The organism is Pseudomonas sp. B707, assembly GCF_022496685.1.
Classification (GTDB): domain Bacteria; phylum Pseudomonadota; class Gammaproteobacteria; order Pseudomonadales; family Pseudomonadaceae; genus Aquipseudomonas; species Aquipseudomonas paraglycinae.
This window is the reverse complement of sequence record NZ_WTVE01000035.1, coordinates 133,715-148,432: the sequence shown is the minus strand read 5'-3', so window position 1 is coordinate 148,432 and position 14,718 is coordinate 133,715. Positions and strand designations below refer to the sequence as shown.

The following is a 14,718-nucleotide window of genomic DNA, read 5'->3' as shown; positions in this document are numbered from 1 at the left end:
AAACGACCGCTTTTTTAACTTGAAAGTCAGTCGTCGCTGTTTAAACCCGATCAGGTTTTTGCCTGTGTGCATCGTCATGGAGAAGTCCCATGTCACAAGTCGACCGTTACAAACCCTACAAGGGCGCCGCTGCGGGTTGGGGCGCTGTCATCAGCCTCACCAAGAACTGGCTGGGCAGTGAAAACGCCCTGAAAAACATCCGCGCCATGCTCAAGACCAACCAGAACGGCGGCTTCGACTGCCCCGGTTGCGCCTGGGGTGAGGCACCCGGCGCGAGCATGCTGAAGTTCTGCGAGAACGGCGCCAAAGCGGTGAACTGGGAAGCCACCGGCCGCCTGGTCGACCCGGCATTCTTCAACAAGTACACGGTCTCGACCCTGGCCGAACAAAGCGATTACTGGCTCGAATACCAAGGCCGGATCACCCATCCGATGCGCTACGACGCGCGGGTCGACCGCTATGTGGAAACTACCTGGGACGATGCCTTCGCGCTGATCGCCAAGCACCTCAAAGGCCTGAAATCGCCTCACGAGGCCGAGTTCTACACCTCGGGTCGCGCCAGCAACGAAGCGGCGTTTCTCTATCAGTTGTTCGTCCGCGCCTATGGCACCAACAACTTCCCGGACTGCTCGAACATGTGCCACGAAGCCAGTGCGGTGAGCATGGGCGAGAGCCTGGGCGTCGGCAAAGGCACGGTGGTCTATGAAGACCTGCACCACGCCGATGCGATTTTCGTGATCGGCCAGAACCCCGGCACCAACCACCCGCGCATGCTCGAACCGCTGCGAGAAGCGGTGAAACGCGGCGCTCAAGTGGTGTGCATCAACCCGCTCAAGGAACGTGGGCTGGAGCGCTTCCAGAATCCGCAAAACCCGATCGAGATGCTCAGCAACGGCTGGGAAGCGACCAACACCGCGTACTTCCGTCCGGCACTGGGCGGCGACATGGCGATGATTCGCGGCATGGCCAAGTTCCTGCTGCAATGGGAACGTGAAGCCCAGGCCACCGGCGGCGAACCGGTGTTCGATCACGCCTTCATTGCCGAGCACACCTCGGGTCTCGACAGCTACCTGGCCGAAGTCGATGCCACGAACTGGGAGCACATCGTCGAGCAGTCCGGTGTGCCGCTGCATGACATCGAACTGGCAGCGCGCATGTATGCCCGGGCCAAGAGCGTGATCATGTGCTGGGCCATGGGCCTGACCCAACACGTGCACTCGGTGCCGACCCTGCAGGAAGTCATCAACCTGCAACTGCTGCGCGGCAATGTCGGCCGTCCGGGTGCCGGGCTGTCGCCGGTGCGCGGCCACAGTAACGTGCAGGGCGACCGCACCATGGGCATCAACGAACTGGCCCCGACCGAGCTGATGGACGCCCTGGAAAAACGCTTCAACTTCAAAGTGCCGCGGATGCACGGCCACAACACGGTCATGGCGATTGGTGCCATGGAACGTGGCGAAGCCAAGGTGTTTATCGGGCTCGGCGGCAACTTCGCTCAAGCTACGCCGGACACCCCGCGCACCCACGCCGCGATGCGCAAACTCGACCTGAGCGTGCATATCTCGACCAAACTCAACCGCAGCCATCTGGTGACCGGGCGTGATGCGTTGATTCTGCCGTGCCTCGGCCGTACCGACATCGACGTCCAGGCCGAAGGCCCGCAAGGCGTGACGGTGGAAGACACCTTCAGCATGGTGCACTTGTCGTTCGGCCAACTGAAGCCGAAGTCGGCCCATCTGAAATCCGAGCCGGCGATCATTGCCGGGATCGCCGCCGCCACTTTGGGCAAGCACCCGATCGATTGGGAATGGGCGGTGGGCGACTACGGGCGCATCCGCAACCTGATCGCCGACGTGATTCCGGGCTTCGAGAATTTCAACGAGAAGCTGCTGATCCCGGGTGGTTTCCACCTCGGCAACAACGCTTCCGACCGGATCTGGAAAACCGAATCCGGCAAGGCCCAGTTCACCCCGTGTGTGCTGCCGGAACATCTGATCAGCGAAGGCGTGCGCAACCTGCCGGTCAAACCGCATCTGATCCTGCAAACCATGCGGTCTCACGATCAGTACAACACCACGCTGTACGGCCTCGACGACCGTTATCGCGGTGTATACGGGATGCGCGACGTGGTGTTCGCCAACGAGCAGGACATCCGCCGGCTCGGTTTTGAACCGGGACAGAAGGTTGATCTGGTAGCGCTGTGGGATGACGAGCGTGAGCGTCGGGTCAGCGGTTTCACCCTGATCGCCTACGACATTCCGGCCGGGCAGGCTGCCGCGTACTACCCGGAAACCAATCCGCTGGTGCCGCTGGAAAGCTACGGTGACCGCACCTACACGCCGACCTCCAAGTTCGTGGCGATCCGCCTCGAAGCGGCCGAGGCGAGCAACCTGATCCCGTCGTCGGTGGCGTAGCCGACTCACGCGATCCAACCCTTTTGCATTTTGACTGGCTGCAGGCGTTCGCGCCTGGCGGTGGCCCGGCCGTGTGCTGCCGCTTTTCAGCCTGGATGAGGACATCATCATGTTCAACCTGGAGGCACTGGACCTGGCGCGAATTCAATTCGCGTTCACGGTTTCGTTCCACATCATTTTCCCGGCGATCACCATTGGTCTCGCGAGTTTCCTGGCGGTGCTCGAAGGCCTGTGGCTGAAAACCCGTAACGACACTTACCGCGATCTCTACCACTTCTGGTCGAAGATCTTCGCCGTCAACTTCGGCATGGGCGTGGTCTCGGGGCTGGTCATGGCGTACCAGTTCGGCACCAACTGGAGCGGATTCTCTGACTTTGCCGGCAGCGTCACCGGGCCGTTGCTGACCTATGAAGTGCTGACCGCGTTCTTCCTCGAGGCCGGGTTCCTCGGGGTGATGCTGTTCGGCTGGAACCGCGTCGGCCGAGGGTTGCACTTCTTTGCCACGGTGATGGTCGCCATCGGCACGCTGATCTCGACCTTCTGGATTCTTGCCTCCAACAGCTGGATGCAGACTCCGCAAGGCTTCGAAATCGTTGACGGTCGAGTGATGCCGCTGGACTGGCTGGCGATCGTGTTCAACCCGTCGTTTCCGTTCCGTCTGGCGCACATGGCGATTGCCGCATTCGTCGCCACGGCGTTCTTTGTCGGCGCTTCGGCGGCTTGGCATTTACTGCGTGGCAACGACACCCAACCGGTGCGCAAGATGTTCTCCATGGCGCTGTGGATGGCGCTGATCGTGGCGCCGATTCAAGCGGTGGTCGGTGACGCCCATGGCTTGAACACTCTGGAACACCAACCGGCAAAAATCGCCGCCATCGAAGGCCACTGGGAAAACGCCGACAACGGGCCGACCCCGCTGGTGCTGTTCGGCATCCCGGACATGCAGGCGGAGAAAACCAAATACGCCATCGAGATTCCGTACCTCGGCAGCCTGATCCTCACCCACAGCCTCGACAAGCAGATACCGGCGCTCAAGAGCTTCCCGAAAGAAGACCGGCCGAACTCGACCGTGATCTTCTGGAGCTTCCGCGTGATGGCCGGGCTGGGCATGTTAATGATCCTCGTCGGTGTGTTGGGCCTGGCGTTGCGGCGCAATGGCAAGGTCTACCGGCATCGCGGCTTCCAGCGGCTGGTGCTGCTGATGGGGCCGAGCGGCCTGATCGCGCTGCTGGCGGGTTGGATCACCACCGAAGTCGGGCGTCAGCCGTGGGTGGTCTACGGCCTGATGCGAACCCATGACGCGGCGTCCCATCACTCGGTGGCGCAGATGAGCACCTCGCTGGCGCTGTTCGTCGTCATCTACTGCTCGGTGTTCACCGTGGGTATCGGCTACATGATGAAACTGGTGAGCAAGGGCCCGCAGCCGCACCACGAACATCCGCCCGAAGGCACTCAGGTGCAGACCCCGCGCCGGCCACTGTCGGCGGTCACCGACAACCTCGAATCCGCGACCCGGATCCACTGAAAAAGGAGCGTTGAGTCATGGGTATTCAAGGTATCGATCTCTCGTTGATCTGGGGCGTGATCATTGCCTTCGGGGTAATGATGTACGTGATCATGGACGGCTTCGATCTAGGCCTCGGGATCCTGTTCCCGATGATCAGCGACGAGCAGGAACGCGACGTGATGATGAACACCGTCGCACCGGTCTGGGACGGCAACGAAACCTGGCTGGTGCTCGGCGGCGCGGCGTTGTACGGCGCGTTTCCGCTGGCTTACGGGGTGATTCTGGAGGCGCTGTATCTGCCGCTGATCTTCATGCTCGCAGGGCTGATTTTCCGCGGTGTGGCGTTCGAGTTTCGCTTCAAGGCGCCGGCTGAAAAACGTCATCTGTGGGATTGGGCATTCATCGGCGGTTCGCTGCTGGCGACGTTCTCCCAGGGCGTGGTGATCGGCGCGTATGTGGCGGGGATTCCGGTGGTGGATCGACAGTTCGCCGGTGGTGGTCTCGACTGGCTGGCGCCGTTCCCGCTGGTCTGCGGCGTCGGTCTGGTGATTGCTTACGCCTTGCTCGGCAGCACCTGGCTGCTGGTCAAGACCGAAGGCATGCTCGAATCGCGGATGCGTCACTACAGCCGTCCGCTGGCGTGGCTGCTGCTGGCGATGGTGGTGGTGATCGGCGCGTGGACGCTGCAACTGCATCCGGAACTGGCTGGCCGCTGGTTCAACCATGCGCACCTGACCGTGTTCGCCGGGCTGGTGGTGTTGGCGGTGCTGGCGCTGTTCGGGCTGTTGCGTTCGCTGCGTCAGCGCCACACCCACTGGCCGTTCGTGTTCACCCTGGTGCTGATGTTCCTTGGTTACATCGGGCTGGCGCTGAGCCTCTGGCCGAACATCATCCCGCCGTCGGTCAGCCTGTGGGCGGCGGCTTCACCGGCCACCAGTCAGTTGTTCGCCCTTATCGGCGCGCTGTTCATCCTGCCGGTGATCCTGATGTACACCTTCTGGAGCTACTACGTGTTCCGCGGCAAAGTGAGGATTGGCGATGGCTACCATTGATTCGCGTGAGGTGAAATCCAGCCCCTGGTACAAGCGTCTGGGCTGGCTGCTGCTGATCTGGTTGGGCAGCGTGGTCTCGCTGGCGGTGGTGGCGAGCCTGCTGAAACTGGCGATGTATGCGGCGGGAATGAGGACTCATTGACCATAAAAAAACCGGAGCCTGGCTCCGGTTTTTATTGCGCGGGATTTACTCCCCGCCAAACATCGCAGTCCAGTAAATCCCGGCGCTGCTCTTCGGATCGACTGCGTAGGCAGCGCCCAGTTCGCGATACTGCGGGTTCATCAGGTTGGCACAATGGCCGGGGCTGGCGAGCCAGCCGGCAACGACTTTCTGCACCGTGTCCTGCCCGGCGGCGATGTTTTCGCCGACCTGCTGGCCGCTGTAACCGGCCAGTTCCGCGCGGTCGCCGGGAGTGCCGCCGTTGCGGTCCTTGTGGTCGAAATAATTGTTGTTGGCCATCTCGCGGCTATGCTCCTGGGCAACGCCACCGAGCACCGCGTTCCACGCCAGCGGTGCAGTCGCTGCGAATGCCTGACTGCCGCACTGGCGCGGTTGGGCGCGGGCGGCGTTGAGTTGTTCGAGGAGTTTCTGGCCTTCAGCCTGACCGTCGCCGAGGCGGGCGGACAGCAGTGGTCGGGCGAGGGTGATGCGCCAGTCACGGTCGGCGCGACTGACGCCGATATCGACGAACTGCGGATCCAGCACCACCTGACAGAAACTCTCCTGAATCGCCTTCATCGCCGACGCCGCATCCCTTGGCCCGTTCAGGGTAATCGCCTGCACGTTGACCATCGGGTAGCGAGCGCTGGACATCGCCTGCTGCAAATCCACCACGCCGCTGGCCGGCAGAATCAGGCGCGGATCGGCCGACAGCGGCGGCAATTCGCTGGACGCCTGGCTGCCACAACGCTGCGGCTGGCTGCGGTAGCTGTTGATCGATTCGATCAATTGCGACTCGTCGGTGGCCATGGCCGAAGTGGCCAGCGCCAGGCCCACGGACAACGCGGCAAGTCGCAGAACGGATGGCATGAAGCGCATGGAAATCTCCCTTGGGCTGAGTGCGCACATCATGCGCGAAAGGGCCCCGGTTCGTGCAATGTCTTTTTCTTCACAACGCGGATTTTTCTGCAGAACGATTCCGTGCAATTTGCCGTCTATACTCTGCGAAGGCCCCGGAAACCGGGCGTCTCAACCACGTAACACTTCGCCCGCATCGGGCCCTGCCGGAAGAATGATCATGCAATTGAACGGGTTGCTTTGCTGTCTTGCGTTGACCTTGCTGAGCGGCGCGGCACTGGCCACCGATCAGGCACCGATCAAGGAAAAGGCCGAAGCGAAAGCCGAGGTTCTGGAAGAGAAGGCCGCCGACAAACCCGACGCGCCCCCGGCACCCAAATCCGAAGCCATCACCCCGACCGAAGCGCAGGCGGTCGACCCCGCTGGCGCCGCTCCGCTGGACGACCCGATCACCTGTCTGGCGCGCAGTATCTATTGGGAAGCCAAGGGCAAGGACAATGCCGACATGGAAGGCGTGGCCAGTGTGGTGATGAATCGCCTCGGGCATGACGGCTTTCCGGGCACGGTGTGCGAGGTGGTCAAGCAGGGCTCGGAAACCAAGAGCTGCCAGTTTTCCTGGTGGTGCGACGGGCGTCCGGATCAGGTCAAGGAAGATGCCGAATACGCGCTGGCCAAGGAAATCGCCGGCAAGGCGCTGAACCGCCAGCTCACCGACCGCACCCATGGCGCCCTGTATTTCCACGACCGCAACGTTCATCCAAGTTGGGCCAAGGAATACAGAAAAACCGCCGAGACCAGGAAATTTCTGTTCTACAAACCTGCTGGCGGGGATGCGCGTTAGGCGCAAACTTCGCGCACACAATGGCGCAACCAGCGGTGCGCCGGGTCGGCGTCCATGCGCGGGTGCCAGAGCATCGACACGCTGATGTCCGGCATCCGGAATGGCAGGGCGAAGCTGTGCAGGCCCGTGCGCAGTTTGCTGGTGTGACGTTCCGGAACGGTGGCGATCAGGTCCGACTCACGGACCAGCGTCAGCGCCGCCGAAAATCCGCCGAATGAAGTGACGATGTCCCGCGTCAGGCCTAAGGCGAGCAGCGCTTCGTCCACCGGTCCGCTGCTGCGCCCACGGCGTGACACCAGAATGTGCTGGCCCGAAGCGAAGCGTTTGGCGCTGATCTTTCCGCTGCTCAACGGATGCCCCTCACGCACCACGCCAATCCACTGATCGTGGAACAGGATGCGGCTGTGGAGCGTCGGGTCGGTGCTGTCGTCGACCACGCCGGTTTCCAGATCCACCCGGCCTACGCGCAGCAGCGTGCTGTCCTTGTCGGCTTTTTGCACAAAGCGCAGGCGCACGCCAGGCGCCTCTTCGGCGATGCGGGCGAGCAGGGCGGCGGCGAAGGTTTCGACAAAACCGTCGGTGTTGCGCAGGGTGAAGGTGCGCCGCAACTGGCCAGGATCGAGCACTTCTGCCGGGCGCAAAACCGCTTCGGCCTCCTGCACCAGATAACTGACCCGGTCGCGCAGCTCCAGCGCACGCGGGGTCGGCACCAGTCCGCGACCGGCGCGCACCAGCAGCGGATCGCCGGTGGTTTCCCGCAGCCGGGCCAGCGCCCGGCTCATGGCTGACGGACTCAAACGCAGGCGCTCGGCGGCGCGGGCGACGCTTCCTTCGCTCAGCAGCACGTCGAGGGTGATCAACAGGTTCAGATCCGGTGCATTCATGACGTGGCGTTCCATGCAGGTATCAAGTGCGAAGCATGCGTCTTGCGCCTTGTATTGTCGAGGCTCAGGCTGTGTCGCATGACCTTTGCCCTGTGAGCCCCCCATGCACCGAGAACCCCTGAGCCCTTCAGCCTGCTGGGCGTTGACCAGTCTGGCGCTGTCGATGTTGATGCCGTCGCTCGATACCAGCATCGCCAACGCCGGATTGCCCACGCTGGCGGCGGCATTCGATGCGACGTTTCAACAAGTGCAGTGGATCGTTCTGGCCTACCTGCTGGCGATCACCACGTTGATTGTCAGCGTCGGGCGGCTCGGTGACGGCTTCGGTCGACGGCGCTTGTTGTTGATCGGCATCGGCATCTTTACCGCTGCTTCGCTGGCTTGCGCACTGGCGCCGAGCCTTGCCTGGCTGATCGGTGCGCGGGCGGTGCAGGGCCTCGGCGCGGCAATCATGTTTGCGCTGACGGTCGCGCTGGTGGCCGATGCGGTGCCCAAATCCCGGGCCGGCAGTGCGATGGGGTTGCTGGCCACGATGTCGGCCACCGGCACCACCCTCGGGCCGTCGCTCGGTGGGCTGTTGATGGCGCATGTCGGCTGGCAGTCGATTTTTGTGATCAACGTGCCGTTGGGATTGCTCAATGCGTGGCTGGTGTATCGCTACCTGCCGAAGGATCGGAGCGTGCGCTCGGGTGTTGCATTTGATTATCCCGGCACCGCCGTATTGATGCTGACGCTGGCGGCCTATGCACTGGCGATGACGGTTGATGGATTCACCACGACGTTGCTGTTGCTCAGCCTGTTGGGCGTGGGGGTATTCATCCTGGTCGAGAAGCGGAGCAAGGCGCCGCTGATTCATCTGTCATTGTTCACCGACACGCGAATCAGCAGCAGTCTGGCGCTGACCTTGCTGGTCACGACGGTGATGATGACCACGCTGGTGGTCGGGCCGTTTTACCTGAGCCGAGGCCTGGGTCTCACCAGCACGCAGGTAGGACTGGTGCTGTCGATCGGGCCGTTGCTGGCGGCGTTCAGCGGCGTACCGGCCGGGCGGCTGGTGGATCGTTTCGGCGCGCGGCGGATGGTGCCGGGCGCGTTGTTCGGTCTGGCTTGCGGTTGCGGTCTGCTGGCGCTGTTTCCGGTGAGTTTCGGAGTGCTTGCATACGTGCTGCCGATCACGGTGGTGGCCTTGAGTTATGCGCTGTTCCAGGCTGCCAACAACACCGGGTTGATGTCCGGCGTTGCTCAGGATCAGCGCGGCGTGGTCTCGGCCATGCTCGGGCTGTCGCGCAATCTGGGGTTGATCACCGGGGCGGCGGCGATGGGCGCGGTGTTTGCACTGGCCACGGACGATCCGACTCAGGCACCGGCCGAAGTTATTGCGGCCGGGTTGCACATGACTTTCGGCGTGGCCTCGGCATTGATGTTCGCGGCGTTTGCGCTCGGTGCCTTCACGCACCTGCGTCTCGCGTCTCCCGTGCCGGAAAGAACAGTTCAAAGCAGGTGACGCCGTCGGCGCTGCTGACGCTGTAGCGGCCCTGATGCAATTGCATGATGGTCGCGACAATCGACAGGCCCAGTCCGTTGGATTGGGCCGAACGCTCGCGGGACGGATCGACGCGGTAGAAGCGCTCGAACAACCGCGACAGATGTTCCGCCGGAATGGTCGCGCCCTGATTGCGTACCCGCAGGTAGCTGCCGTCCGCTTCGGCGATGGCTTCGACCTGCAGCGTCGAATCCGCCGCGCCGTACTTGATCGCATTGGCGCACAGATTGGCCAGGGCCCGACGCAGCAGCATCGGTTCGGCCCAGATCACACCGCTGCCACTGGCCTCGATGGTGACGCCGACATCGGCGGCCAGGCCTTCGAAGTAATCGGCAATGCGTTGCATCTCATCGCCGGCGTCCAGTTCCTGCCGCTGGCTCAGCGCGCTGGCCGGGTCGGTGCGGGCGAGAAACAGCATGTTGTCGAGCATCCGCGCCAGCCGTTCGAGTTCTTCGACGTTGGAGGCGAGCAACTGCTGATAGGCGTCCACACTGCGGTTCTGTTGCAGCGCGACCTGGGTTTCCCCGAGCAGGTTGTTGATCGGTGTGCGCAGTTCGTGGGCCATGTCGGTGGAGACTTGGCTCAGTTGCGCAACCCCTCGGTCGAGCCGGTCCAACATCGCATTGAAGGCTTCGATCATCGGCTGCAATTCCCGAGGCGTGCCGTGGCGGTCGAGGCGTTCGCCGAGGTTGGCGATGCCGATCCCGTGGGCGTGCCGGGCAATCCGCCGCAACGGCAGCAGGCCGCGATACACCAGCAGGCAGCCGACCAGCGCCAGCACAATCGCCGCCAGTGACGCGAGGCCGTACACGCTGAGCCGGTAATTGGCGAGCATCGCCGTGCGCTCGGTCATCAGGCGTCCGGTGAGCACCTGCAGGTTGCCCAGATCGCCCGAGTCGATGGTCGCCGCCACCGCCGAAAACGGCACACCGTCGACGCTCGGCAAGTGCTGTACATCGCTCAGGGCCATCGGATGATCGATCGGTACGGCGGACAAGTTCGGAGTGGCGAGGTTGCCGGGGTTGACCACCAGCAACGGCGGCTGGCCGGGTGCGCCGATGGTCAGCAAGGCTTCGCGGTTGCCGAGCATGTTCTGAAACAGCGCCGGCTTGTTCTTGATCAGTTCCAGGGTGTTGCTGTCGTTGAGGAAGGTGCGCAACTGATCGACGCGACTGACCAACTGGATGTCGTCGCGGCGAATCAGAGCTGCTTCCAGTTGGTTGTACAGCGCCGCGCCCAGGCCTCCCAGCGCGGCGAAGGCAAGCACGGCGAAGACCAGCGCCAGACGCAAGGTCAGGGAATACGTGCCGGCGATTTTCATGGTTGGGTATCGAAGCGGTAGCCGATGCCGCGCACGCTGTGGATCAGCTTGAGCGGGAACGGATCGTCGATCTTCGCCCGCAGGCGGCGCACGGCGACATCGACCACATTGGTGTCACTGTCGAAATTCATGTCCCACACCCGCGAGGCGATCAGCGAGCGCGACAGCACTTGCCCGGTGTGGGTGGCGAACAGTTGCAGCAGGGCGAATTCCTTGTTGGTCAGGGTGATCCGGTTGCCGGCGCGGGTGACTCGGCGCTTGAGCACATCGATCTGCAGATCGGCCACCTGCAATTGCTCCTCTTCATGGATCGGCCCGCGCCGGGTCAGGGTGCGCAGGCGCGCCACCAGTTCGGCGAAGGAAAACGGTTTGATCAGGTAATCGTCGGCGCCCAGTTCCAGGCCCTTGACCCGGTCGGCAATGTCGTCGCGGGCGGTGAGGAACAGCACCGGCGTGTCGGTCTCCTTGCGCAGCCGGCGCAGGACTTCCCAGCCGTCCATTTTCGGCATCATCACGTCCAGCACGATCACGTCGAAGTCGAACTCCAGCGCCAGGTGCAGACCGTCGGCGCCGTCCCGGGCCAGACTCACGCTGTAGCCCAGTTCCTGCAGGCCGTTGAGCAAGTAGTTGCCGGCCTTGGGTTCGTCTTCGACAACAAGGATATTCATGGGCACTGCGCCTCAATGGTCGTTGGTGCAGCCGCTGCCTTGCACTTGATAGTCCAGCACATGTTCACGGCCCTGGTGGTCGAGGTAGTTGAGTCGCGCGGGGATCACGCCGCAAGCCTGGGAAATATCGGTGCTGGAGAGGACTTTGTCGACATCCAGGTGCACGAAGAAACCGGTTTTGTCATGAATGACGGCAGCGTCCGGTGCAGGGGCGGCGAACACGGAACCGGTGGCGAGGAGGGCGGTGAAGGCGAGGATCAGGGTTTTCATGATGGGTCACTCGAGTCGTTGAAGTTGATCGGCGTTTGGGCCGGGACAACTTCAAGCTACCGGGCGATCCGCTCGGCAAACCGACAACTCGATGACAAATCTGTAATAAACCGAACCTGTGGGAGCCAGCGCACTCCCACAGAGTATTCAGCTGGCGTGCGTGCTGAGAATGCTCGCGATCTGTTGTGGCTGGCAGTTGAGGTACGGCGAGGATTTCAGCCACTGCTGATCCGGGTACCAGGAGAACATGAATTGGCCATTCTTCAGACTGTCGATCACCCGTTTGGCCACCTGCGGTCGCACGGCCGGGCAACCCTGGCTGCGGCCCAGACGGCCGGTACGTTTGCTCCAGAACGGGTTCACGTAGTCGGCGGCGTGGATCACGATGGCGCGGTCACGGGCCATGTCGTTGACGCCCGGTTCCAGACCATCCATGCGCAGCGAGTAACCGTGGGTGCCCTGGTAACTTTCCTGGGTGCGGAACAGGCCGAGGCTGGACTGAAAACTGCCTTCACGGTTGGAGAACCGGGTGGCGAAGTTTTCCCCGGAGTTCGAGCCGTGGGCGACCAGATCGCGCAGCACCAGTTTTTTCCGGGTCAGGTCGAAGATCCACAACCGACGCTCGGTGGACGGCTGCGAATAGTCGATGATCGCCAGGTGACGGGACTGCTTCGCGCCGTTGTTGATCGCACATTGCATGGCGTTCAAGGCACCTTTCAGCGCCTGGGGATTGAGTTCCGGAGCGGCGTGCGCGAGGCTGGTGTACAGAACCGGCGAAGTGGTGCCGGCGGCAAAGGCTGGACTGGTCAGCACGCCAATGGCGGTGGCAGTCAGCAGAAGTCGGCGCAAAAACGTCAACATTTAAAGTGAGTCTCCACTTGCTACTTGTTTGGCACTTAGGCTCCTGACGTCCAGTCGTTCCCGGCAAGCCCGCGAATCGGGCCTGACTGTGCACCGCACCTGAGGTAAGGTTGACCGTCAATCAAGACGGCCATGGATTGGAGTAAAGCAGTTGTTCAAAAAGTACGCATGCTACTTGAGCATTTGTTTGCTCGCTGCGCCGTTTGTCGCTTGCGCCGAAGAGCCGTTGCCGGGACTCCCGACGCTGCCGCCCGTGCCGACGGAAATGCCCATCGAGCCACAGAGCCCGCTGCAGGCTGCGCTGATCAGCCTGCCCCAGGCGTGCCCGACGATCGGCACCAGCCTCAACGGCCCGGCGCTGGATCAATTGCGCGCATTCTACCAGCAGCAGGACTGGCTGCCGGTGTGGGCCGATGGCGGGCAATTGCCGGCCTTGCATGCGCAATTGCAGCTGTTGGCGGACGATGGCCTGAATCCGAAACGCTATCCGGTGGCGCTCACCGCCCCGCAGGACGGCGAACTGTGCGCCGACATCGAGATCAGCCGTTACTACCTGCAAGCCCTGCAGGATCTGCATTACGGCCGCCTGTTGCAATCGCACTTCGAACCTCTGTGGCATTCCGACGAAACGCCTCGCGACCGTCAGGCTGAATTGCTGGCGATCGCCGTGCCGGGCGTGCACAACGTTCCGGCTGCCTTCGATCTGGCCCGACCGCAGCTGGCGCAGTATCAGAATTTGCGCCATCTCTACGCAGCTCAACGCCTGAAAGCCTTGCCCCAATGGACGTCGGTGGGCAACGGCCCGTTGCTGCGTCCGGACATGGAAGACAAACGCGTGCCGGAACTGGCCCGCCGGCTCTACAGCGAAGGCTACCTGAGCAGTGTGGTCGGCACGCCGGACAACGCTTATCACGGCGTATTGGTGGAGGCGGTGAAGAGCTTTCAGGCCAACCATTCGTTGCAGGCCGACGGGGTGGTCGGGCCGGGGACGATTGCCGAACTCAACATCAGTCCGCTGACCCGCCGCGAACAGTTGCGGGTCAACCTTGAACGTTTCCGCTGGATGGCCCAGGACATGGAGCCGGACGGTTTGTTGGTCAACGTCGCCGCTGCCGAGCTGACGCTTTATCAGGGTGGCCTGCCGGTGTGGCAGACCCGCACCCAGGTCGGGCGCGCCGAACGCCAGACCCCGCTGCTCAAATCCCGGGTCACGCGCCTGACCCTGAACCCGACCTGGACCGTGCCGCCGACCATCTGGAAGGAAGACAAGCTGCCGGAAATCCGCAAGGACCAGACCTTCCTCAGCCGCCAGAACCTGCAAGTGCTCGACGCCAACGGCCAGCCGCTGGCCGCCGCCGACATCGACTGGGACAACCCCGGCAACATCCTTCTGCGTCAGGACGCCGGGCCGCGCAACCCGCTGGGGCAGATGGTCATTCGTTTCCCCAACCCGTTCTCGGTGTACCTGCACGACACGCCGAGCAAGGCGCTGTTCGACAAGGGGCCACGGGCGTTCAGTTCCGGCTGTGTGCGGGTCGAGCATCCGATGAAACTGCGCGATTTCCTGCTCAGCCCGGCGGAGAAGGCGCGCACCGACACCTTGCTCGCCACCGGCACCACCCATGAATTCCGCCTGAGCAATCCGGTGCCGATCCTCATGACTTACTGGACGGCACAGGTCGATGGCCAGGGTCGCGTGCTCTACGCGCCGGACATTTACAGCCGAGACAGCGCGTTGCTGGCGGGGCTGGACCGGGCGCATTGATCCTCAGCGGCTGGCGCGTTTCCAGAAAAACCGCGCCAGCCACGCATCCACGCTCAACTTGCCGGCCCCGGCAAATACGAGCGGCACCAGCGCAGCCAGGTAGATCGCCGGCAGTTTGAAGTTGCCGAAGCCCTTGTTGGTGATCGCGTAACCCTGGGCCAGTTCACTCAGCGATGACCAGTCCGCCGGCCAGTGCACGGCAGCGGTGGCGACGACGGTCACGACAATCAGCGAAATCGCCGAAATCCGCGTGCCGAATCCGATCAGGATCGCCAGCGCGCAGATCAGCTCTGCCCACATCGACAGCTCCCAGTTCAGCGTCGCCGGCAAGTGGTCGAAGGGAAACGGAAACCGCTCCTGAATGTCTTCGAACCAGTTCTGGCCGTTGAATTTCTCCAGTCCCGATTCGAAAAACTCCCAGGCGATGAACAGGCGCAAGGTCAGCGGCGCGAGCCACTGGCCGGCGCGGTCGAGGTTCCAGTGCAGGCCTTTGACGGCCGACGAGAGAGCTGTGGTCATGGGAAGGCTCCATTCATTCAAAAGAAAACGGGGCACCAACGTGCCCCGTGAAAAG

The 14,718-nt window shown here is 62.8% G+C and carries 14 protein-coding genes; 7 read left to right on the top strand and 7 right to left on the bottom strand.

Annotated features, from left to right (window positions below):
- Window positions 1–89 precede the first annotated feature (89 nt).
- The 4 genes from GQX66_RS25740 to GQX66_RS25725 all read left to right on the top strand — a co-directional run bounded on the left by GQX66_RS25740 (window position 90) and on the right by GQX66_RS25725 (window position 5,115).
- Window positions 90–2,414: an FdhF/YdeP family oxidoreductase gene (locus GQX66_RS25740; protein WP_236190014.1), complete on the top strand. Its 2,325-nt coding sequence runs from the start codon at window positions 90–92 to the stop codon at window positions 2,412–2,414.
- Between the two features lie 109 nt (window positions 2,415–2,523).
- On the top strand, window positions 2,524–3,939 hold the full coding sequence (locus GQX66_RS25735) for a cytochrome ubiquinol oxidase subunit I (protein ID WP_102687102.1): 1,416 nt from the start codon (window positions 2,524–2,526) through the stop codon (window positions 3,937–3,939).
- A gap of 17 nt (window positions 3,940–3,956) precedes the next feature.
- Window positions 3,957–4,973, top strand: coding sequence for a cytochrome d ubiquinol oxidase subunit II (gene cydB, locus GQX66_RS25730; RefSeq protein WP_102687028.1), 1,017 nt, complete (start codon window positions 3,957–3,959; stop codon window positions 4,971–4,973).
- Complete coding sequence (locus GQX66_RS25725; RefSeq protein ID WP_102687029.1) at window positions 4,960–5,115, top strand: DUF2474 domain-containing protein; 156 nt, start codon at window positions 4,960–4,962, stop codon at window positions 5,113–5,115. Before cydB ends, GQX66_RS25725 begins: the two co-directional genes overlap by 14 nt.
- 45 nt (window positions 5,116–5,160) lie before the next feature.
- Here GQX66_RS25725 and GQX66_RS25720 read toward each other — a convergent pair whose 3' ends face one another.
- The gene (locus GQX66_RS25720) at window positions 5,161–6,012 is read right to left on the bottom strand and encodes a CAP domain-containing protein (protein ID WP_085746114.1); all 852 of its coding nucleotides are present in this window, start codon (window positions 6,010–6,012) and stop codon (window positions 5,161–5,163) included.
- A gap of 199 nt (window positions 6,013–6,211) precedes the next feature.
- Between GQX66_RS25720 and GQX66_RS25715 the strand changes: the two genes are divergently transcribed.
- Entirely contained in the window at window positions 6,212–6,832 is a 621-nt protein-coding gene (locus GQX66_RS25715) for a cell wall hydrolase (RefSeq protein ID WP_085746115.1), read from the top strand.
- Here the strand turns inward: GQX66_RS25715 and GQX66_RS25710 are convergent.
- Window positions 6,829–7,716 (bottom strand): LysR family transcriptional regulator, encoded by an 888-nt coding sequence (locus tag GQX66_RS25710; protein ID WP_102717605.1) that lies wholly within the window; start codon window positions 7,714–7,716, stop codon window positions 6,829–6,831. The genes GQX66_RS25715 and GQX66_RS25710 overlap by 4 nt on opposite strands.
- 103 nt (window positions 7,717–7,819) lie before the next feature.
- On the opposite strand from GQX66_RS25710, the gene GQX66_RS25705 reads away from it, so the two are divergent.
- Complete coding sequence (locus tag GQX66_RS25705; RefSeq protein ID WP_129973168.1) at window positions 7,820–9,220, top strand: MFS transporter; 1,401 nt, start codon at window positions 7,820–7,822, stop codon at window positions 9,218–9,220.
- On the opposite strand, the gene GQX66_RS25700 is transcribed toward GQX66_RS25705, so the two are convergent.
- The 4 genes from GQX66_RS25700 to GQX66_RS25685 all read right to left on the bottom strand — a co-directional run bounded on the left by GQX66_RS25700 (window position 9,165) and on the right by GQX66_RS25685 (window position 12,379).
- Window positions 9,165–10,580 carry a heavy metal sensor histidine kinase gene (locus GQX66_RS25700; protein WP_134022182.1) on the bottom strand — a complete coding sequence of 472 codons (1,416 nt, stop codon included), beginning with the start codon at window positions 10,578–10,580 and terminating at the stop codon, window positions 9,165–9,167. The two genes, GQX66_RS25705 and GQX66_RS25700, sit on opposite strands and share 56 nt — an antisense overlap.
- Window positions 10,577–11,248, bottom strand: a complete 672-nt coding sequence (locus GQX66_RS25695; protein ID WP_007950581.1) for a heavy metal response regulator transcription factor — start codon at window positions 11,246–11,248, stop codon at window positions 10,577–10,579. Before GQX66_RS25695 ends, GQX66_RS25700 begins: the two co-directional genes overlap by 4 nt.
- A gap of 12 nt (window positions 11,249–11,260) precedes the next feature.
- Complete coding sequence (locus GQX66_RS25690) at window positions 11,261–11,518, bottom strand: DUF2790 domain-containing protein (protein WP_129973170.1); 258 nt, start codon at window positions 11,516–11,518, stop codon at window positions 11,261–11,263.
- Between the two features lie 147 nt (window positions 11,519–11,665).
- Window positions 11,666–12,379: a murein L,D-transpeptidase catalytic domain family protein gene (locus tag GQX66_RS25685; RefSeq protein ID WP_085746119.1), complete on the bottom strand. Its 714-nt coding sequence runs from the start codon at window positions 12,377–12,379 to the stop codon at window positions 11,666–11,668.
- A 151-nt stretch (window positions 12,380–12,530) separates the two neighbouring features.
- Here GQX66_RS25685 and GQX66_RS25680 point away from each other — a divergent pair, with 151 nt between their 5' ends.
- The gene (locus tag GQX66_RS25680; RefSeq protein WP_102687034.1) at window positions 12,531–14,144 is read left to right on the top strand and encodes a L,D-transpeptidase family protein; all 1,614 of its coding nucleotides are present in this window, start codon (window positions 12,531–12,533) and stop codon (window positions 14,142–14,144) included.
- A gap of 3 nt (window positions 14,145–14,147) precedes the next feature.
- Here the strand turns inward: GQX66_RS25680 and GQX66_RS25675 are convergent, their stop codons facing one another.
- Window positions 14,148–14,663 (bottom strand): DoxX family protein, encoded by a 516-nt coding sequence (locus GQX66_RS25675; protein WP_102687035.1) that lies wholly within the window; start codon window positions 14,661–14,663, stop codon window positions 14,148–14,150.
- Window positions 14,664–14,718: the final 55 nt, after the last annotated feature.